Below are 18,979 nucleotides of genomic sequence, written 5' to 3' on the forward strand. Positions count from 1 at the left end.
AGCCGCCCGGCACCGTCTACTTCTTCGTCGCATTGCCAACCGTCAGTTCGGGGCGCAGCTTGTCGACGCTTTTCTGGCCGAAACCCTTGACCTGGCTCAGGTCGTCGACCGACTTGAAGGGCCCGTTCTTCTCGCGGTACTGGACGATGGCCTTGGCCTTGCCCGGGCCGATCCCCTTGACCGCGTCGAGTTCGCCGACGCTCGCCGTATTCAGGTTGACGGCGGCGAGTGCGGCGCCGATACCGGCCAGCATTCCGAACAGCAATGTGGTGACACGCTTCATCTGAATTTCCTCCGGAGTAACGATGCTTCAGGATTATTCGCGCCGGCCCACCCGGCACGCGAATTTATTCTAGATGAATATGACAATGTCGTCGTCGACAAAATAATGCGGCCACGCGGGCCGCATCGGGGAAAGCGGAACTCAGTAAACCGGGCGACCGTCAACCAGCGTGTGACGGACCTTGCCGCTCATCTCGTAACCCAGCCAGGGCGAATTCTTGCCGCGGCTCTTCAGGGCTTCCGGGGTCAGTGTCCAGTTCGCCCCGGCATCGAAGATGCAGATGTCGGCGGCAGCGCCCACCGCCAGGGTGCCACCGGCCAGGCCGAGGATCTCCGCCGGCGCGCAGGTGATGCGGGCCAGCGCGGCAGGCAGGGCAATGCCTTCCTGCTCGGCCCATTTCAGGGTCAGCGGCAGCAGCACCTCGAGCCCGGTGGCGCCGGGTTTCGCTTCGCCGAAGGGCACCAGCTTGTCGTCGGCGCCGACCGGCGTGTGGTCGGAACAGATCGCCGCCAGGCCGGCGGCGGCCGCCGCCGACAGCGCGGCGCGGTCGTCCTGGGTACGCAGCGGCGGCAGGAAGCGGGCGTGCGCATTGAAGAAGCCGATGTCGTTCTCGGTCAGCAGCAGATGATGGACGCCGATATCGAAGCTGACCGGCAGACCTTCAGCGATCGCCGCCTTGACCAGCGCGACGCCGGCCGCCGACGACAGCCGGGTCAGATGCACGCGGCAGCCGGTATCGCGCACCAACTGGACGATGGTGGCGATGGCGATGGTCTCGGCGGCGACCGGGATGCCGGCCAGACCGAGGCGGGCGGCAACTTCGCCGTCGTGGGCGATGCCGTTGCGCGACAGCCAGTAGTCCTGCGGGTGCAGGAAGACCGGGAAGTCGAAGCTGGCCGCGTATTCGAGAGCGCGCAGCAGGGCCTCGGTGTCGACCACCGGCACCTTGGCCTGCGAGAAAGCGACGCAACCGGCCTTCTTGAGGCCGACCAATTCGGACAGGCGCTCGCCCTTCAGGCCCAGGGTCAGCGCGCCGAGCGGGAAAACGCGCGCCTTGCGGATTTCCTTGGCGCGATGCACCAGACGATCGGCGAGTTCCGGCTCGTCGAGCGGCGGATCGGCGTCCGGCGGCACGACGACGCTGGTCACGCCGCCGGCGACCGCCGCCGCCAGTTCCGCCTCGATCGAATTGAGGCGGGCGCCGAGGTCGATCAGGCCGGGACAGACGACACAGCCGGCGGCGTCGATCGTCCGCTCGACGACGAAACCGGCGGGCGCCTCGCCGATGCCGGCGATCTTGCGGTCAACGATGAAGAGCGAGGTGTTGCTGCGGTCGACACCGGATTTCGGATCGATGACGCGGCCGTTGCTGATTTCGATGTTCATGCGCAGGACTCCCGAAGGGCCGCCCCGAGGGAGGCAAGGAACGAAGTGAGTGAGGGGGTCGTCATGTTCAGTTCCCGGCAACGATGCTCATCACCGCCATGCGCACGGCGATGCCGAAGGTGACCTGGTCGAGGATCACCGCCTGTGGCCCGTCGGCGACCGCCGAATGGATCTCGACGCCGCGGTTCATCGGCCCCGGGTGCATGACGATGGCGTCCGGCTTGGCCAGCGCCAGCTTCTGCGGCGTCAGGCCGTAATGACGGAAATACTCGCCGGCCGACGGCAGCAGGGCGCCGTTCATGCGTTCGTTCTGCAGGCGCAGCATGATCACCACGTCGCAGCCCCTGAGGCCTTCCGCCATGTCGTGGAAGACATGCACGCCGAGCTTGTCGAGGTGCTTGGGGAGCAGGGTTTCCGGACCGATGGCGCGGACTTCCGGGACGCCGAGCGTGGTCAGCGCGTGGATGTCGGAGCGGGCGACGCGCGAGTGCAGAAGGTCGCCGACGATGGCGACGCGCAGGTTGGAGAAATCCTTCTTGTAGTGACGGATCGTGTACATGTCGAGCATGCCCTGCGTCGGGTGCGCATGGCGGCCGTCGCCGGCGTTGACGACGTGGATGTCGTCGCGGCCGATGCGCCGCAGGTGCTCGGCGATCAGGTAGGGGGCGCCGGACGAGGCGTGGCGGACGACGAACAGGTTGGCGTCCATCGCGCACAGGTTGTCGATGGTGTCGAGCAGGGTCTCGCCCTTGGCCGTCGACGAACGGCCGATGTCGAGGTTGATGACGTCGGCGGACAGGCGCTTGGCGGCAATCTCGAAAGTGGTGCGGGTGCGCGTCGAGTTCTCGAAGAACAGGTTGAAGACGCTCTTGCCGCGCAGCAGCGGCACCTTCTTCACCTCGCGCGCCGAAACCTCCATGAAGGACTCGGCAGTATCGAGGATCTGCGTCATGATCGAACGCGGCAGACCTTCGGTGGACAGCAGATGGATCAGTTCGCCGTTCTTGTTCAGCTGCGGATTATGCATTTTCCAGCCTCCAGGCCAGTTGATCGCGTTCGTCGCGGCCCAGGACCAGGCTCTGCCCGGCTGCCAGATCGACATCCCAGACCCGCCAGGTCGCCGCCACCGGCAGCTCGCGCCCACCGCGGTCGGCGAGGACGGCGAGATCGACCGCCGCCGGCCGCCCGTAATCGAACAGTTCGTTGATCGCCGCCCGCGTCGTCCGCCCGGTATAGAGCACGTCGTCGACCAGGACCAAGTGGCGGCCTTCGACCTCGAACGGAATCAGCGTCGGCTTGACTTGCGGATGCAGGCCCTTCTCGGCGAAATCGTCGCGGTAGAAGGAAACGTCGATCAGGCCGATTTCCTCGGTGAGGCCGAGCAATTCGCGCAGGCGCTCGGCGATCCAGGCGCCGCCGCTGTAGATGCCGACCAGCGCGGGATTCTTCGGCAACAGCGGACGGATCAGTTCGGCCAGTTGCCGGCACTGGGCTTCGGCATCGGGCAGGGGGTCATTGGCTAGCATGCGACGAACTTTCGAACCAGGTTTGGAGAATCAGTTGGGCGGCGACCGCATCGAGCAGCGGTTTCGCCGACTTGGCATTGCGTCCGGTCTCGCGCAGGCGCGCCTCGGCGTCGAGCGAACTGAGCCGCTCGTCGGCCATGGCAACCGGCAGATTGAACCGTTTTTGCAGACGCTCGGCGAACTTCGTCGCCAGCCGTGTCATTTCGTGCGGGGTGCCGTCGGCGTGCGTCGGCAGGCCGACGACCAGCCGCTCCGGCTGCCATTCGGCGATCAGCTTGCCGATCGCCGTAAAGCGCGCGTCGTTCGATTCGGCATGGATCACCGTCAGCGGATGCGCCGAAGCCAGCAACGTCTCGCCGGTGGCGACGCCGATCCGCTTTTCGCCGAAATCGAAGGCGAGCACCGTTCCCACGTCAGGCGTGACCGGCGACGTCGGAAAGCTGCGAGAAACTGACGCCCAGTTTCTGCATCGCCGCCGGCAGACGCTCTTCCGGCGGCAGGTCGAAGAGGATCGCCGACTTCGCCGGCACCGTCAGCCAGGAGTTCTGCGCCAGCTCCTCCTCGAGCTGGCCGGCATCCCAGCCGGAATAACCGAGTGTCACCAGGATTTCCGCCGGCAGGCCATCCTTGCCGACGGCGGCGAGGATGTCGCGCGAGCTGGTCAGCCCGATCTCGCTGTTGATCGCCAGCGTCGACTGCCAGTGACCGACCGGCCGGTGCAGCACGAAACCGCGGTCGAGCTGCACCGGTCCGCCGAAATACACCGGCAGGCCGGCCAGCGTCGGCTGTTCGAGCTGGATATCGATCTTCTCGAACAGAGCGGCGAGATTCATGTCGATCGGCCGGTTGACGATGATGCCCAGCGCGCCGTTCTCGTTGTGCTCGCAGATATAGACGAGCGCATTCGAGAAATAGGGGTCTTCCAGCGCCGGCATGGCGATCAGGAAGTTGTCGGTCAGGTTGACGTTGTCCATGGGCGGCAATTTTAAAGGAAAACCTGGCCGCCTCGGCGGCGATCGCCGTCACGGAACGGTAACAGCGCTGCATTAATCTGCCCTCCCCAGCGCCTCGCAGACCTCCGGCATGCCCAGCCTTTCCCTTCCCCGCCACCTGCCCTCCCCGGCCGCCCTGCAGCGCTTCGTCGCGCCGACGGCGACGGCGTGCGTGGCGCTCGCCGCCAGCTGGCTGTTCGGCGGGCTGGCCGGCGATTTCCTGCTGCCGGACAGTGCCCCGGTGCGCATCGCCGAACATCGCCCGCTGCCGCTCGCCGAACGCCTGGCCGGCCGGCTCGCCTTTGCCGGCAGCGCGCCGGGCGCGACGACGGCACCGCTCAACCTGACGCTGGCCGGCATCAGCGCCTCCGCCAACGCCGGCGTGGCACGCGCGCTGATCCGCGTCGAAGGCCAGCCCGGCCTGCGCCTGCTCGCCATCGGCGACGAGGTCGGCAACGGCCTGCGCCTGCGCGCCATCGAAACCGATGCCGTAACCCTCGCCGGGCCCGCCGGCGACAGCCGGCTGAGCCTGCCCAAACCCGCACCTCTTTCTGCCACGCCCCATTCCGATGACTGATCCGTTCCGCCACGTCTGCCGCCTTGCCGGGCTGCTGGCCGGCCTCTGCCTGCCGCTGGCCGGCCACGCCGCGCCGCAGGAACCGCTGACCATCAACTTCGTCGGCGTCGACGTCGAATCGGCGGTGAAGGCGGTCGGCCAGGTAACCGGGCGCAATTTCGTCATCGACCCGCGCGTCAAGGGCAGCATCAACATCGTCTCGAGCCGGCCGATGGCGCCGGAAACCGCCTACCAGACGCTGGTCGCCGCGCTGCGCCTGCAGGGCTTCGCGGTCGTCGAGGGCAAGAACGTCACGCGCATCCTGCCCGAGGCCGACGCGCGCGCCCAGCCCGGCCCGGTGCGCGGCAACGCCGGCAGCGGCGAGGAGATCGTCACCCGGGTGTTCACCGTGCGCTACGAATCGGCGCCGCAACTGGTCAACGCGCTGAAGCCGCTGGTCGGCGCCAACCAGTCGATCACCGCCAATGCCGCCAGCAACACGCTGGTCATTTCGGAATCGGCCGACAACCTGCGCCGCATCGAGCGCATCCTGGCCGCCATCGACGTGCCGCGCGGCGACGAGCCGCAGGCGCTGACGCTGCAGCACGTCTCGGCGCTCGAGGTGGCCCGCCACCTGCAGGTCCTGTTCGGCGGCGGCGGCAACGGCGCCTTCGCGGTCAGCGCCGACCTGCGCGGCAACCGCCTCTTCCTGCGCGCCGACAACCCGGCGCTGCTGCTGCGCGCCGCCGGCATCGCGGTGGCGATGGACAAGCCGGAGGCCGGTCTCGGCAACATCCGCGTCATCCCGCTGCGCCACGCCGACGCGACGCGCATCGCCGACACCCTGCGCGCCCTGCTCGGCGGCGAAAACGGCGGCGGCACGAGCAACGCCACGACCAGCGCGCCGCTTTCCAGTTCGGGCACAGCCAAGACCGGCAGCGACAATTCGACCGCCAAGGCCGCCGAAACCACCAGCTTCAGCAGCGGCAACAGTAACGGCAACGGGCTGCTCGCCGGCAGCATGATCCAGGCCGACGCGGCCAGCAATTCGCTGCTCATCACCGCCCCCGACAGCATCTTCGCCAACCTGCAGAACGTCGTCGGCATGCTCGACCGGCGCCGCGCCCAGGTGCACATCGAGGCCTTGATCGTCGAACTATCGGCCGAGCGCGCCGCCGAGTTCGGCATCCAGTGGCAGGATCTGAGCGGGCTGTCGAAGAACGGCGTCAGCGTCATCGGCGGCACCAACTTCGGCAACAGCAGCCAGAACATCGTCTCGGCCGCGACCAGCGTCGCCAATGCCGGGCGCGGCCTCAACTTCGGCATCGTCAACGGCACCATCAACGTGCCCGGTCTCGGCACCATCACCAACCTCGGCCTGCTCGCCCGTTTCCTGGAAAGCGAAGCGCAGGCCAATATCCTGTCGACGCCGAGCATCATGACGCTGGACAACGAAGAGGCGAAGATCGTCATCGGTCAGAACCTGCCCTTCATCACCGGCTCCTACAGCGCAACCAGCGGCAGCAACGCGGTGACGCCGTTCCAGACCTACGAGCGGCGCGACGTCGGGCTGACGCTCAAGGTCAAGCCGAAGATCACCGAGGGCGGCGTCGTCCATCTGCAGATTTACCAGGAAGCCTCGTCGGTGCAGACCGGCACCGCCAGCAACGCGTCCGGCCCGGTCACCAACAAGCGCTCGCTGGAATCCAGCGTGCTGGTCGACGACGGCCGGCTGATCGTCCTCGGTGGACTGATCGAGGACAAGCTGGGCAACGACGAGGAAAAGGTGCCGGTCCTCGGCGACGTGCCGGTACTACGCAACCTCTTCCGCTACGAAAACCGCAGCCGCAAGAAGACCAACCTGATGGTCTTCCTGCGCCCGAGCATCGTCCGCGACACGCGCGACTACGAAGCACTGACCGAAGACCGCTACCGCGAACTGCTCGACGTCCAGGCACGGCAACGCACGCTCAATCCGCCGCCCTGGGGCGACCGTTCGACGCCGACGCTGCCGGCGCTGCCCGCGCCCCCGGCGACGCCATGAGCCTGCCCCGCCTGCCCTACGCCTTCGCCCGCGCCGCCGGCATCCTGCCCGGCGAGCAGGCGGACAGCGTCTTCTACCGCGCCGACGGCGCCTCGCCGCTGGCCGCGCTGGCTGAACTGGCGCGCACCGCCGACCGCCCGCTGCGCCCGTTGCCGCTGCCCGCCGACGAGTTCGAGCGCCGCCTCGCCAGCGCCTATGCGGGCGGCGAACAGAGCGCCGCCGAAGTCGCCAGCGACATCGGCCAGGATCTCGACCTCGCCCGCCTGGTCGAGGAGTTGCCGCCAGTCGAGGACCTGCTCGACGCCCGCCACGACGCGCCGATCATCCGCATGATCAACGCCCTGCTCACCCAGGCGGCGCGCGAGAACGCCTCCGACATCCACATCGAGGCCTACGAGCGGCAATCGGTCGTCCGCTTCCGCCTCGACGGCGTGCTGCACGACGTCGTCGCGCCGAAGCGCGCGCTGCACGCGGCGATGGTGTCGCGGATCAAGATCATGGCCGGCCTCGACATCGCCGAAAAACGCCTGCCGCAGGACGGCCGGCTGAGCGTGCGCATCGCCGGCCGCGGCATGGACGTGCGTGTATCGACGCTGCCCGCCAGCCACGGCGAACGCGTCGTCCTGCGCCTGCTCGACAAGGACCCGCAACGTCTCGACCTCGCCCGCCTGGGCATGGCCGCCGACACGCTGGCCCGGGTCGACGGCCTGATCCGCCAGCCGCACGGCATCCTGCTCGTCACCGGGCCGACCGGCTCGGGCAAGACGACGACGCTGTACGCCGCGCTGTCCCGCCTCGACGCCCGCCGCCTCAACATCATGACGGTCGAGGACCCGGTCGAATACGACCTGCCGGGGATCGGCCAGACCCAAGTCAATCCGCGCATCGAACTCGATTTCGCCAAGGCCCTGCGCGCCATCCTGCGCCAGGACCCGGACGTCGTCATGATCGGCGAAATCCGCGACGCCGAAACCGCGCAGATTGCCGTCCAGGCCAGCCTGACCGGCCACCTGGTACTGGCCACGCTGCACACCAACGACGCGGTGAGCGCCGCCACCCGGCTGACCGACATGGGCATCGAACCCTTCCTGCTCTCCTCGTCGCTGCTCGGCGTCCTCGCCCAACGCCTGGTGCGCCGCCTCTGCCCGCATTGCCGGCAACCCGGCCCAGCGGCCAGCGACGCCGGCCTGCCGGCCGAGATCGGCCGCCTCTGGCAGGCCGTCGGCTGCGCGCACTGCGGCCACACCGGTTACCTCGGGCGGCTCGGCATCTACGAACTGCTCGAGATCGACGACGCGCTGCGCCCGCTGGTCCATCAACAAAGCGGCGAGGCGGCGCTGCGCGCGGCGGCGCGCGACCCCGCCCGTGGCGCGAGCCTGCTGCGCCTGCTGCACGAGGACGGGCAACGCTGGCTGCAGAGCGGCGAAACCTCGCTTGAAGAACTGCTGCGCGTGACGCGCGCTTGACGGACGCCGAGCATGCCCGCCTTCCACTACCGCGCCATTGCCCTCGACGGCCGCGAAAGCAGCGGCACCGTCGACGCCGAGAGCAGCCGCCAGGCGCGCGCCAGCTTGCGCGAGCAAGGCTTGCTCGCCGTCGACCTGCAGGCGGCGCGGGCCGCCGGTACCCAGCGCAAGCTGCCGCGCCTCGGCAACACGGCGCTGATGCTGCTCACCCGCCAGTGGTCGACGCTGCTCGCTGCCGGCATCCCGGTCGAGCGGGCGCTGGCGGCGCTCGCCGAACAGAGCGACGACGCCCCGACGCGCAGCCTGCTCGGCGCCATCCGCGAAGAACTGCAGGCCGGCCATCCGCTGCACCGGGCGCTGGAGAATTTCCCGCACACCTTCAACCGCCTCTACTGCGCGCTGGTCGCCGCCGGCGAGCAGAGCGGCCAGCTCGACCAGGTCATGCAGCGCCTCGCCGACAGCCTGGAAAGCAGCGGCGCGCTGCGCCAGAAGGTGTTGCAGGCGACCATCTACCCGGTCCTTGTGGTCATCGTCGCCAGTGCCGTGATCGGCGCCCTGATGCTCTACGTCGTGCCGCAGGTGGTCGCCGTCTTCAACAGCGGCAAGCACGCGCTGCCCTTCCTGACGCGGGCGCTGATCGCCGTCAGCGATCTCCTGCGCACCACCTGGCCGCTGCTCGCCGTCGTTTTCGGCGGCGGCCTGTGGGCCTTCCGCCGCGCCTGGCACAACGAGGATTTCCGCCACGCCCGCCAGTTGCAACTGCTGCGCCTGCCGGTCCTCGGCCGCCTGCTGCAGGCACTGGACAGCGCCCGCCTGGCGCAGACCATGGCCATCCTGGTGGCCAGCGGCGTGCCGCTGCTTGCCGCCCTCGACGCCGGTTGTGCCGTGCTCTGGCTGCTGCCGCTGCGCCGCGCGCTGGCGACGGCGAGCGGCGAAGTGCGCGAAGGCGCCAGCCTGCACCGCGCGCTCGCCCGCTCCGGGCGTTTTCCGCCCTTGCTGGTGCACATGATCGGCAGCGGCGAAGCGTCCGGGCGCCTCGGCGAAATGCTGGAGAAGGCCGCCCGCCAGCAAAGCGACGAGGTCGCCGCCCGCCTCGGCACCGCCACCGCGCTGCTCGAACCGCTGCTCATCCTGGCCATGGGCGGCATCGTCCTGGTCATCGTCCTCGCCATCCTGCAACCGATCATCGAGATCAACCAACTGCTGCACTGAACGCCATGCCCAAAACCCCCGCCCGCCAGACCGGCTTCACCCTGATCGAAGTCATGGTCGTCGTCGTCATCCTCGGCATCCTCGCCGCCCTCGTCGTGCCCAAGGTGATGAGCCGCCCCGACGAGGCGCGCCTGGTCGCCGCCCGCCAGGACATCGGCGGCCTGCTGCAGGCGCTCAAGCTGTATCGCCTCGACAACCGCCGCTACCCGAGCAGCGAACAGGGGCTGTCGGCGCTGGTCGAAAAGCCGGCGCAGCAGCCGCTGCCCGACAACTGGAAGGCCGGCGGCTACGTCGAGCGCCTGCCGCTCGACCCCTGGGGCCAGCCCTACCAGTACCTGAACCCCGGGCTGCGCGGCGAGATCGATGTCTTCAGTTTCGGCGCCGACGGTGTCGCGGGCGGCGAGGGCGCAGATGCGGACATCGGCAACTGGGCGCTGTGAGACCGGGCAGGCCGGCTTCACGCTGGTCGAGATCCTGGTCGCGCTGGCCATCGTCGCCATCCTGGCCGGCGGCGTCGCGCTGACCCTGCCCGATCCGGCGCGCGCCGCCCAACTGGCGACAGTGCAGACCCTGCACGCGCAGGCGGCGCACGCCGCCCGCCGCGCACGCGCCGAGGCCCGGCCCTGGGCCTGGCAGGTCAACGCCGACGGCGGCCGCCTTCTGGTCGAGGAAGACGGCCGCTGGCAGGCGGTCGGCGAGCGCGTCGGCAGTACCGGGCTGGGCATTGGCGGGCCGGAAATCGACGGCGTCCGGCGGCCGCCCGGCACCGCCATCGTTTTCGCCGCGGTGCCGCCGATCTTCGCCGTCAACCTAGCCGCCGCCGGCCGCCGCTGGCGCATCGCCGGTCAGCCGAACGGCCGGGTGACGCTGGAGCAACTGCCATGAAGCGCCGGGCGGCCGGCTTCACCCTGCTCGAGATTCTCGTCGCCCTCGCCATCCTCGCCCTTGCCCTGGGGGCCGCGGCGCGCGCCGGCGGCAACGCCAGCGAGAGCGCCGGCGCGCTGCGCGAACGCCTGCTCGCCGGCTGGGTCGCCGAGAACCGGCTGGCCCTGCTGCACGCCGAGCGGGCCTGGCCCGACCCCGGCAGCAGCGACGGCAGCAGCCGCCTGGCCGGGCAGGACTTCGCCTGGCGGATGCAGGTGACGGCGGCCGCCCAGGGGCAGTTCCGGCGCGTCGAGGTCGTCGTCCGCAGCGCCGGCGCACCGGCCGACAGCGTCGCCGCCCGCTTCGTCGGCTACCTGGAGCAGCCGTGATGCAGCGCGGCTTCACGCTGATCGAAATCCTCGTCGCCGTCAGCCTGCTGGCGGTGCTCGGCGTCCTCGGCTACCGCGGCGTCGCCGCGGCCACCGCCAACGCCGCCCATCTCGCCGGTACGGCCGAACGCTGGCAGGACATCGCACTGGCCCTGGCCCGGGTCGGCGACGACAGCCGGCAGGCGATCGCCGTCGCCGGCCGCGACGCCGACGGCCGCGAACTGCCGGCCTGGCAGTTGGGCGGGCGGCCGGCGCAACTGACCCTGAGCCGTGCCGTCGCCGGCGGCGAACTGCGCCGCCTCGCCTATCGCTGCCAGGATGGCGGACTCGAACTGCTGCTCTGGCCGGCCTACGACGCGCCGGCCGCCGGCCACCGCCACCGCCTGCTCGACGGCGTCTCCGGCTGCGAGCTGACGGTGCTCGACGACGCACGGCGCTGGCACGCCGCCTGGCCAGCGACCGGCGGGCGGGCGCTGCCGCGCGCCCTGCGCCTGCGCCTGACGCTCGCCGAAGGCGGAATGATCGAGAGGATCTTCGATGTCGCCGCCGCCGAATGACCGCCAGCGCGGCGCCGCCGTGATCGCCGCGCTGCTCGTCGTCGCCCTGGTGGCGGCGACGATGACGACGCTGCTCGCCGGCATCGACGCCTGGATCGAAGAAGTGACGGGCGCCCGCGACAAGGCGCAGGCCGCCGAACTGGCGCGCAACGCGGTCGGCTATGCGCGCGCCCTGCTCGCCGCCGACGGCGCCGGCAACGCCATCGACACGCTGGACGAGGACTGGGCGCGCCAATTGCCGCCGCTGCGCCACGAAGGCGCTCTGATCGGCGGCCATATCGCCGACCAGCAGGGCCGCTTCAACCTCAACAACCTGCGCCGCGAGGACGGCCGCCTCGACCGCCAGGCCTTTGCCGCCTACCGCCGCCTGCTCGCCATCCTCGGCCTGCCCGACCGGCTGGCCGGCGAACTGGCCGCTCACCTGAGCGGCGAGCGCGACACCGAAGCCCCGGCCGCCACCGGTGCCGGCCGCCCCCTGGCCAGCCTCGGCGAACTGGCCGGCCTGCCCGGCTACGACGCGGCAACCCGCGCCCGGCTGGCCGAGCATGTCTGCGTGCTGGCCGGTGTTCAGCCGGTCAACGTCAACACGGCGTCGCCGGCCGTGCTCTCGGCGCTGCAGCCGGGGCTGTCGCCGGCCGCCGCCGCCAGCCTCGCCGCCGGCCGGCGCGGCCTGCCCTTCCGCGACAGCGCCGACTTCCGCAACCGCCTAGGCGACCCCGGCCTGCCCGGCAGCCTGCTGCCGATCGCTGCCGCCAGCCGGCATTTCCTGATCGAAATCGCGGTCGACCGCGACCGGGCGCGCAGCCGCGTCGCCAGTCTGGTCCGCCGCAACGCCAACGGCAAACTGCCGGAAATCGTCTGGCAAACCCTGTTATGAACCAGATTCTGACCCTGATCGTCCCCTCCGGCTGGCCGCAGGAAACCCGCGCCTGCCCCTGGCAACTGCACGCCACCGACGGCCGCCTGCTGGCGCAGGGCTGCGACGACCCCGGCCAATGGCCGACGGCGGGCGACGGCGACCATTGCCGCCTGCTGCTCGCCGGCCGCCAGGTCGCCGCCCAGCCGGCCCGCCTGCCGCCGCCCCCGCAGGGCGAACGCCAGGCGGTGATCGCCGCCGCCCTGGAAGACAGCCTGCTCGAACCGGCCGAGCACCTCCTGTTCGCGCTTGCCCCGACGCCGCTGGCCGATGGTCGGCGCTGCGTCGCCAGCGTCGGCCGCGCCCGCCTCGCCGCCCTTTGCCAGCGCCTGCGCGAACTGGGCTGGCCGCCCACCGCCGCCTGGCCGCTGGCGCTGACGCTGGCGCCGGATCAGGCGGCAGCGCTCGGCGGCGAACTGAGCTTGCGCCAGGACGACGGCTTCATCGCCCTGCCGCTCGATGCCACGCTGGCCGACTGGCTGGCGCTGCTGGCGCCCGCCGCGCCGATCCGCGCCAGCGCGCTCGACGCCGACACCGCGCATGCCCTGGCGGCGGCGAGCCCCCTCCTGCAAACGGCTCCTTTGCCGGCGCTGCAAATCCCCGATGGCCCCGGCTTCCTGGTCGACGAGCTGGCGCCGCCCCGGCCGCATGTAGACTGGGCGCGCCGCCTGCGGCCTACGCTGCGCCTCGCCGCCGGCCTCGGCGCGCTGCTCGTGCTCACGGCGGCCGGGCAATGGGCTTGGCACGCCTGGCAGGCGCGCCAGTTGCGCGGCGAGATCGCCCGCCAGTTCCACGAAATCCTGCCGCAAACGCCAATGGTCGATCCCGTCCTGCAAGCGCAGCGCCAGCTCGCCAGCCGCTTGCAGAACAGCGGCGCCCTCGCCGCCGACGACTTCCTGGTCCTCGCCGATGCGCTCGCCGATCTGCCCCCCGAACAACTGCCGCTGCAGGCACTGGCTTACGCCGACGGCCGCCTGCGCGTCAGCGTCGCCGGCCTCGACGCCGCTGCCGCCGAACGCCTTGCCGCCGCCGCCCGCCAGCGCGACCTGACGCTGAGCCAGCCGGCCGGAACGCCGTCCGAATTCACCCTGAGTGCCGGAGAACGCCGATGAAAGCCGATCTCGCCCCCGCCTGGCGGCGCCGCGCCGCCATCTTCTGGGCCGCCCGCTCGCCGCGCGAACAGGGCATCCTGCGCCTGGCCGCCGGCGTCCTTGCCCTGGCGCTTGCCGGGCAACTGCTGTGGCAACTGGAAGACGCCCGGCGCCGCCAGTTGCGCCAGTTACCGGAACTCGCCGCGCAGGCGGCGCAGATGACGGCACTCGCCAACGCCTGGCAGCGCCTGGCGGCGACACCGGCCGCCCCGGTCGACGCGGCGGCGCTGCGCAGCGTCGTGCAGACGCGCCTGGGCGAACTCGGACCGGGCATCGCCGCGCACTGGGAAGACGACGGCCGCCTGACGCTGCGTGGTAGCGCCGGGCTGGCCGGCTGGCTGCGATGGACCGCCGCCGTGCATCAGGAGCACCGACTGCGCCTGGAAAGCTGCCGCATCACCGGCAGCGGCGAAACCTTGCAGATCGAGGCCAGCTACCGGGCCGCCGGCAAGGCGTCATGAACGGCGCCCGCCTGCTGCTGGCGCTGGCCTGCCTGATGCTGATCCTGGCCCAGTTGCCGGCCCACCTCGCCGGCCGCCTGCTCGCCGCCGCCTGCGCCGACCAGTGCCGGCTGGCGGCGACCAGCGGCACGCTGTGGCGCGGCCAGGGTCAGTTGTACGTCGCCAGCGGCAAGGACTGGTACGCCCTCGGCCAGGTCGCCTGGCAAGTGCCGGCCGCCGACGCGCTCGCGCGCGCCCGGCTGGCGCAGGGCAGTCTCGTCTGGTCGGCGCCCGGTCGCGTCAACCTCGACGGCATCGCTCTCCCCGCCGCCGCGCTGCTCTCCCAGCCGGCGCTCGAGCTGCCGCTCGCCAGCTGGCAGGGCACCATGCAAATACGGGCAACCCAATTGCAGTGGGCGCTCACATCAAGAACACCACGGGCGAGCGGCGAAGTTCTCTGGCTAGGCGCAGCCAGCGGCCTGCTCGGCGCACGAGCGCTCGGCGACTATCGTTTCGACTGGCGCTGGGACGGCGAGACGGCGGGCGCCGTGATCAGCGGCGGCCGCCCCGGCGAAATCCGCATCGATGGCCGCCTCGAACCCGCCCGCCTGCACGGCAAGGTCGAACTGCAGGGTGCTGCCCGCGCCGCGCTCGCCCCTTACCTGAGCCTGCTGCCGGCCGTTGCCGGCGGCGGAGATGGCCGCTACGCGGTCGATTACCGCTGGCGCTGAAACACCCCGGTCATCGGCACGTCATCATCGCTACCGATAATCAGCGGCGTTTTCCTCCCACTCCATTCCGAGACCACGCTCATGTCCGAAACCCTGACCAAGCACCATCCCGAGTCGCCGAACGGCTGCGACGAGATTCGCCACAACGATTCCGGCAACACCGAATTTGCCAGCGTCCTCGACGCCCGCCTGTCGCGCCGCAACCTGCTCAAGGGCGGCTTCGGGCTGGCTGCCAGCAGCTTCATGAGTTTCGGCCTGACCGGCTGCCTGAGCAGCGGCGGCAGCAGCAAAAACGACGATGCCTTCAAGCTCGGCTTCAGCGCGGTCGCCAAGGGCATCGACGATGCGCTGCGCATCCCGACCGGCTACAGCTTCAGCGCCCTCTACCGCCTCGGCGATCCGCTCAACGCGACCACTGGCGCTTTCGCCAACGACGGCAGCGACAGCGCCGCCAGCTTCCAGTTCCGCGCCGGCGACCACCACGACGGGATGGCCTACTTCGGCCTCAACACCGCCGGCCTGGCCAAGGACCTGAGCAACAACGCGCGTGGCCTGCTGTGCATGAACCACGAAAACATCACGCAGATCTTCCTGCACACCGCTGCCGAAGTCGGTGCCGGCTTCAACAACAGCGCCCGCGTTCCGGCGCAGATCGACAAGGAAGTCAACGCGCACGGCATCTCGGTGATCGAAGTCGTCAAGGGCACGAACTTCTCGATCAACCAGGTTTCCGGCTTCAACCGCCGCTACACGGCGGCGAGCGAGATGGCGATCAGCGGTCCGGCCGCCGCCGACGACCTGCTGGTCACCCATTACTCGACCACCGGCAGCGCCACCCGCGGCACGTTGAACAACTGCGCCAACGGCGTCACCCCGTGGGGCACCTTCCTGACCTGCGAGGAAAACTGGGCCGGCTACTTCAAGCGTCCGGCGAGCAGCACCTTGAGCGCCAAGGCCGCCGCCGCGCAGAACCGCTATCTGGGCAGCGGCGCCAGCAACGGCAGCTACGGCTGGGCCAACCCGGCCGGTGGCGATACCAGCGGCACGGGTCAGTACGATCGCTGGAACATCGCGCCGACCGGCGCCAGCGCCGCCGACGATTACCGCAACGCCGCCAATACCATGGGCTGGGTGGTCGAGATCGATCCCTTCGCCCCCGGCGCGACGCCGCGCAAGCGTACCGCCATGGGCCGCTTCGGCCACGAAGGCGCGATGCCGGCCAAGGCGGTTGCCGGCAAGCCGCTGGTCTACTACATGGGCGACGACGCCCAGGGCGAATACATCTACAAGTATGTCTCCAACGCCAACTGGGACGCCGCCGACGCCAACGGCGGCCTGACCGCCGGCAACAAGTACCTGGACGACGGCAAGCTCTACGTCGCTACCTTCAACGCCGACGGCTCGGGTACGTGGACCGAACTCACCATCACCAACGCGGCGATTGCCGCTGCCGCCTACGGCTTCGCCGACCAGGCCGACGTCTGCATCAACTGCCGCCTGGCCGCCGACGCCGTCGGCGCGACGCCGATGGACCGCCCGGAATGGACCGGCGTCCATCCGGTCACCGGCGACATCTACGTCACGCTGACCAACAACAGCAAGCGCGGCTCGACCAGCCTGACCACCGGCGGCAAGTCCTATGCTCTGGACGCCGCCAACCCGCGCTACTACGACGACGGCGAAGGCGGCAAGGGCAATCCCAACGGCCATATCGTGCGCATCCACGAAACCGGCGGCGACCACGCGGCAACCACCTTCGCCTGGGACGTCTACCTGTTCGGCGCCGAGAACGACCAGTTCGGCAACGCCTCGATCAACATCTCCGGCCTCACCAACGACAACGACTTTTCGAGCCCGGACGGTCTCTGGTTCAGCCAGGCGGTTCCCGGCCTGATGTGGCTGCAGACCGACGACGGCGCCTACACCGACGTCACCAACTGCATGATGCTGGCAGCGCTGCCCGGCAAACAGGGCGACGGCGGACCGGTCAACGTCACCAGCACCGCCGTACCGAGCAACGGCAACGCCGATCAGACGGTGACCACGCAGGCCGGCACCGACGCCACGGCGGCCACCCTGCGCCGCTTCCTGGTCGGCCCGAAGGGCTGCGAGATCACCGGCATCACCGAGACGCCGGACGGCAAGACGATCTTCGTCAACATCCAGCACCCGGGCGAACGCACCACCGCCGCCGACATCGCCACCCCGGCCAACTTCCAGAGCCACTGGCCGGAAGGCGGCAATGCCCGGCCGCGCTCGACGACCGTCGTCATCACCAAGGACGACGGCGGCATCGTCGGCGCCTGATCCTCTCCGCCACCCATCACTGCCCACCCGCGACGGTGGGCAGTTTTTTTACCAGGGAAGAATCCAGATGAAGAAAACCCGCATCGCCCTCGCCTGCGCCCTCCTCTTCAGCCTCGCCGGCTGCCTTGGCAGCGACGGCGGCTCGAGCACCGTCAGCGGCCGCTTCCTCGACGCCGCGGTGAGCGGCATCGACTGGCAGGCCTCGCGTTCCGGCAAGAGCGGCACGACTGGCGACGACGGCCGTTTCGAATGCCGCAAGGGCGACACCGTCAGCTTCTCGCTGGCCGACATCGAACTCGGCAACGCCGCCTGCGCCGCCACCGTCACCCCGCTCGAACTGGCCGGCGTCACCGCCTGGAGCGCGAGCACCCAGGGCGTCTACAACCGCCTGCTGTTGCTGCAGATCCTCGACGACGACGACAACCCGGCCAACGGCATCCGCATCACGCCGGCAGTGATCGCCGCCCTGGCCGGCAAGACCATTGACTTCAACCTCGCCGCCGGCGAGTTCCGGAACGCGCTGGCAGCCCTGCTGCCGGCTGGCGTCAATGACGCCTTCGGCCAGCCCTACGCCGCCCGCGTCCCGGACGACGAGCGCGAAGCGCTCGCCCGCGAGCACTTCGAAGGCACCCTGGCGACCGCGCTCGGCCAGGGCGAGACCTCGTCGCAGACGCAGGCCAGCGCCGGCGGCACGATCGCCGTCAGCAAGTACACGATCACCGCCGCGGACGCCCTGCACGTCCCCTACCCGGGCAGCAACGCCGCCATCCGCGCCGATTTCCCGCACGGCTTCTTTCCCGCCGCCGGCTCCGGCCTCGCCTTCAAGGGCAAGGCCAGCGACGGCACCCTGAGCTTCTACGGCATCACCGACCGCGGCCCCAACGGCGACGCGCCGGCCACGGTCAGCAATCCCGACGGCAAGGCGAGCAAGGTCTTTCCGGCGCCCGACTTCGTACCGTCGATCGCCACCATCGTCATCGACCGCAACGGCGCCCGCATCGATCAGTTGCTGCCGCTGCAGACCGCCGCCGGCACGCCGCTCAGCGGCCGCCCGGTGCCGGCCGGCGCAGTTGGCAATTCGGGCGAAATCCCGCTCACCGACGCCTTCACCTACGACGCCGCGCGCGCCGGCTACGACAGCAACGGTCTCGACCCGGAAAGCCTGGTCTACGACAGCGCCAACGGCGTCTTCTGGACCTCCGACGAGTACGGCCCCTTCATCGCCAAGATCGACGCCGCCACCGGCAAGATCCTGCAGAAGTACCAGCCGGGCAGCGCCGCCGGCGACCTGCCGGCGGTGCTCGCCCATCGTCGCGCCAACCGCGGCATGGAAGGCCTGACGCTGAGCGGCGGCATCCTGCACGGCTTCCTGCAGAGCCCGATCGACCCGCTCGACGCCAAGGGCAAGTCGATCGAGGCGGTCAACGTCAGCGATCTCGACGAAGACGGCAAGACCGGCGACAAGGTCAAGGTCAAGGACTTCGCCCGCTTCGCCCGCTGGCTCGCCTTCGACCCGGCGACCGGCACTTCGCGCCTTTACGCCTATCCGCTCGATTACGCGATTGCCGGCGAAAAGTGGTCCAAGAACCGGAGCGGCAGCGCCAAGCTGGGCGACGTGCTGGCGCTGGGCAACAACCGCTTCCTGGTCATCGAACAGGGCGCCGACGCCAACGGTGTGGTCCGCAACTTCCTGATGCTGGTCGAGCTGCCGGCCAACGCGACCGACATCGCGGGCGACGGTTACGGTCTGGAAATGAACAGCATCGACGGCAGCACGCTGACCGACACGACACGTAGCTGGGCCAGCGTCGTGCCGCTGCGCAAGCGCCTGCTGGTCGATCTCAACGCACTCGGCTGGAAGGCCGAGAAGGCCGAGGGGCTGACCCTGGTCGACGGGCAGACGGTCGCTCTGATCAACGACAACGACTTCGGCCTGCGCTCGATCCTGGTCGACGCCGCCGGCAACGAAGTCGATGGCAGCCCGGAAGACTGCACGCTCGACGCCTCGACCGGTGCGCTGAGCAACTGCCCGAACGCTGCCACTGGCGCCCGCGTCACCCGCGGCAAGCCTTCCGAAAGGCCGACCCGGCTGTGGTTGCTGAAGCTGCCGCAACTGCTGAACAGCTACACGATCAACTGAAGCCGCCGCCAGAGCGACT

20 protein-coding genes are annotated in these 18,979 nt (G+C 70.1%); 14 read left to right on the forward strand and 6 right to left on the reverse strand.

Features of this window, described 5'->3' with window-relative positions:
- Window positions 1–16: 16 nt before the first annotated feature.
- The 6 genes from AC0KWY_RS12425 to AC0KWY_RS12450 form a co-directional block, all read right to left on the reverse strand.
- The gene (locus AC0KWY_RS12425; RefSeq protein ID WP_474025808.1) at window positions 17–283 is read right to left on the reverse strand and encodes a ComEA family DNA-binding protein; all 267 of its coding nucleotides are present in this window, start codon (window positions 281–283) and stop codon (window positions 17–19) included.
- Between the two features lie 141 nt (window positions 284–424).
- Window positions 425–1,669 (reverse strand): dihydroorotase, encoded by a 1,245-nt coding sequence (locus tag AC0KWY_RS12430; protein ID WP_474025809.1) that lies wholly within the window; start codon window positions 1,667–1,669, stop codon window positions 425–427.
- 67 nt (window positions 1,670–1,736) lie between these two features.
- Window positions 1,737–2,696: an aspartate carbamoyltransferase catalytic subunit gene (locus tag AC0KWY_RS12435; protein WP_474025810.1), complete on the reverse strand. Its 960-nt coding sequence runs from the start codon at window positions 2,694–2,696 to the stop codon at window positions 1,737–1,739.
- Entirely contained in the window at window positions 2,689–3,195 is a 507-nt protein-coding gene (gene pyrR, locus AC0KWY_RS12440; protein WP_474025811.1) for a bifunctional pyr operon transcriptional regulator/uracil phosphoribosyltransferase PyrR, read from the reverse strand. Before pyrR ends, AC0KWY_RS12435 begins: the two co-directional genes overlap by 8 nt.
- A complete protein-coding gene (gene ruvX / locus AC0KWY_RS12445) occupies window positions 3,182–3,607 on the reverse strand; it encodes a Holliday junction resolvase RuvX (protein ID WP_474025812.1) in 426 nt (141 codons plus the stop codon). Before ruvX ends, pyrR begins: the two co-directional genes overlap by 14 nt.
- A 1-nt stretch (window position 3,608) precedes the next feature.
- Window positions 3,609–4,169, reverse strand: coding sequence for a YqgE/AlgH family protein (locus AC0KWY_RS12450; RefSeq protein WP_474025813.1), 561 nt, complete (start codon window positions 4,167–4,169; stop codon window positions 3,609–3,611).
- Between the two features lie 109 nt (window positions 4,170–4,278).
- On the opposite strand from AC0KWY_RS12450, the gene AC0KWY_RS12455 reads away from it, so the two are divergent.
- The 14 genes from AC0KWY_RS12455 to AC0KWY_RS12520 all read left to right on the forward strand — a co-directional run bounded on the left by AC0KWY_RS12455 (window position 4,279) and on the right by AC0KWY_RS12520 (window position 18,960).
- Window positions 4,279–4,764 carry a type II secretion system protein N gene (locus tag AC0KWY_RS12455; RefSeq protein ID WP_474025814.1) on the forward strand — a complete coding sequence of 162 codons (486 nt, stop codon included), beginning with the start codon at window positions 4,279–4,281 and terminating at the stop codon, window positions 4,762–4,764.
- Window positions 4,757–6,787, forward strand: coding sequence for a type II secretion system secretin GspD (gene gspD / locus AC0KWY_RS12460; RefSeq protein ID WP_474025815.1), 2,031 nt, complete (start codon window positions 4,757–4,759; stop codon window positions 6,785–6,787). Before AC0KWY_RS12455 ends, gspD begins: the two co-directional genes overlap by 8 nt.
- Entirely contained in the window at window positions 6,784–8,253 is a 1,470-nt protein-coding gene (gene gspE / locus AC0KWY_RS12465) for a type II secretion system ATPase GspE (RefSeq protein ID WP_474025816.1), read from the forward strand. Before gspD ends, gspE begins: the two co-directional genes overlap by 4 nt.
- A gap of 12 nt (window positions 8,254–8,265) precedes the next feature.
- Window positions 8,266–9,465, forward strand: coding sequence for a type II secretion system inner membrane protein GspF (gene gspF / locus AC0KWY_RS12470; protein WP_474025817.1), 1,200 nt, complete (start codon window positions 8,266–8,268; stop codon window positions 9,463–9,465).
- A 5-nt stretch (window positions 9,466–9,470) separates the two neighbouring features.
- Entirely contained in the window at window positions 9,471–9,905 is a 435-nt protein-coding gene (gspG, locus tag AC0KWY_RS12475; RefSeq protein WP_474025818.1) for a type II secretion system major pseudopilin GspG, read from the forward strand.
- Entirely contained in the window at window positions 9,829–10,350 is a 522-nt protein-coding gene (locus tag AC0KWY_RS12480; protein WP_474025819.1) for a type II secretion system protein, read from the forward strand. Before gspG ends, AC0KWY_RS12480 begins: the two co-directional genes overlap by 77 nt.
- Entirely contained in the window at window positions 10,347–10,718 is a 372-nt protein-coding gene (gene gspI / locus AC0KWY_RS12485; protein WP_474025820.1) for a type II secretion system minor pseudopilin GspI, read from the forward strand. The genes AC0KWY_RS12480 and gspI overlap by 4 nt, the downstream gene beginning before the upstream one ends.
- Window positions 10,718–11,275 carry a type II secretion system protein GspJ gene (locus tag AC0KWY_RS12490; protein WP_474025821.1) on the forward strand — a complete coding sequence of 186 codons (558 nt, stop codon included), beginning with the start codon at window positions 10,718–10,720 and terminating at the stop codon, window positions 11,273–11,275. Before gspI ends, AC0KWY_RS12490 begins: the two co-directional genes overlap by 1 nt.
- Window positions 11,256–12,152, forward strand: a complete 897-nt coding sequence (gene gspK / locus AC0KWY_RS12495; RefSeq protein ID WP_474025822.1) for a type II secretion system minor pseudopilin GspK — start codon at window positions 11,256–11,258, stop codon at window positions 12,150–12,152. The genes AC0KWY_RS12490 and gspK overlap by 20 nt, the downstream gene beginning before the upstream one ends.
- Window positions 12,149–13,303 (forward strand): type II secretion system protein GspL, encoded by a 1,155-nt coding sequence (gene gspL, locus AC0KWY_RS12500; RefSeq protein ID WP_474025823.1) that lies wholly within the window; start codon window positions 12,149–12,151, stop codon window positions 13,301–13,303. Before gspK ends, gspL begins: the two co-directional genes overlap by 4 nt.
- Window positions 13,300–13,803 (forward strand): type II secretion system protein GspM, encoded by a 504-nt coding sequence (gene gspM / locus AC0KWY_RS12505; RefSeq protein WP_474025824.1) that lies wholly within the window; start codon window positions 13,300–13,302, stop codon window positions 13,801–13,803. The genes gspL and gspM overlap by 4 nt, the downstream gene beginning before the upstream one ends.
- A complete protein-coding gene (locus tag AC0KWY_RS12510; RefSeq protein WP_474025825.1) occupies window positions 13,800–14,513 on the forward strand; it encodes a hypothetical protein in 714 nt (237 codons plus the stop codon). Before gspM ends, AC0KWY_RS12510 begins: the two co-directional genes overlap by 4 nt.
- Before the next feature lie 81 nt (window positions 14,514–14,594).
- Window positions 14,595–16,820 carry a PhoX family protein gene (locus AC0KWY_RS12515; RefSeq protein WP_474025826.1) on the forward strand — a complete coding sequence of 742 codons (2,226 nt, stop codon included), beginning with the start codon at window positions 14,595–14,597 and terminating at the stop codon, window positions 16,818–16,820.
- Window positions 16,821–16,887: 67 nt separating this feature from the next.
- Window positions 16,888–18,960, forward strand: coding sequence for an esterase-like activity of phytase family protein (locus tag AC0KWY_RS12520; protein ID WP_474025827.1), 2,073 nt, complete (start codon window positions 16,888–16,890; stop codon window positions 18,958–18,960).
- Window positions 18,961–18,979 lie beyond the last annotated feature (19 nt).

It is taken from the genome of Azonexus sp. MM2026_4 (assembly GCF_055901855.1).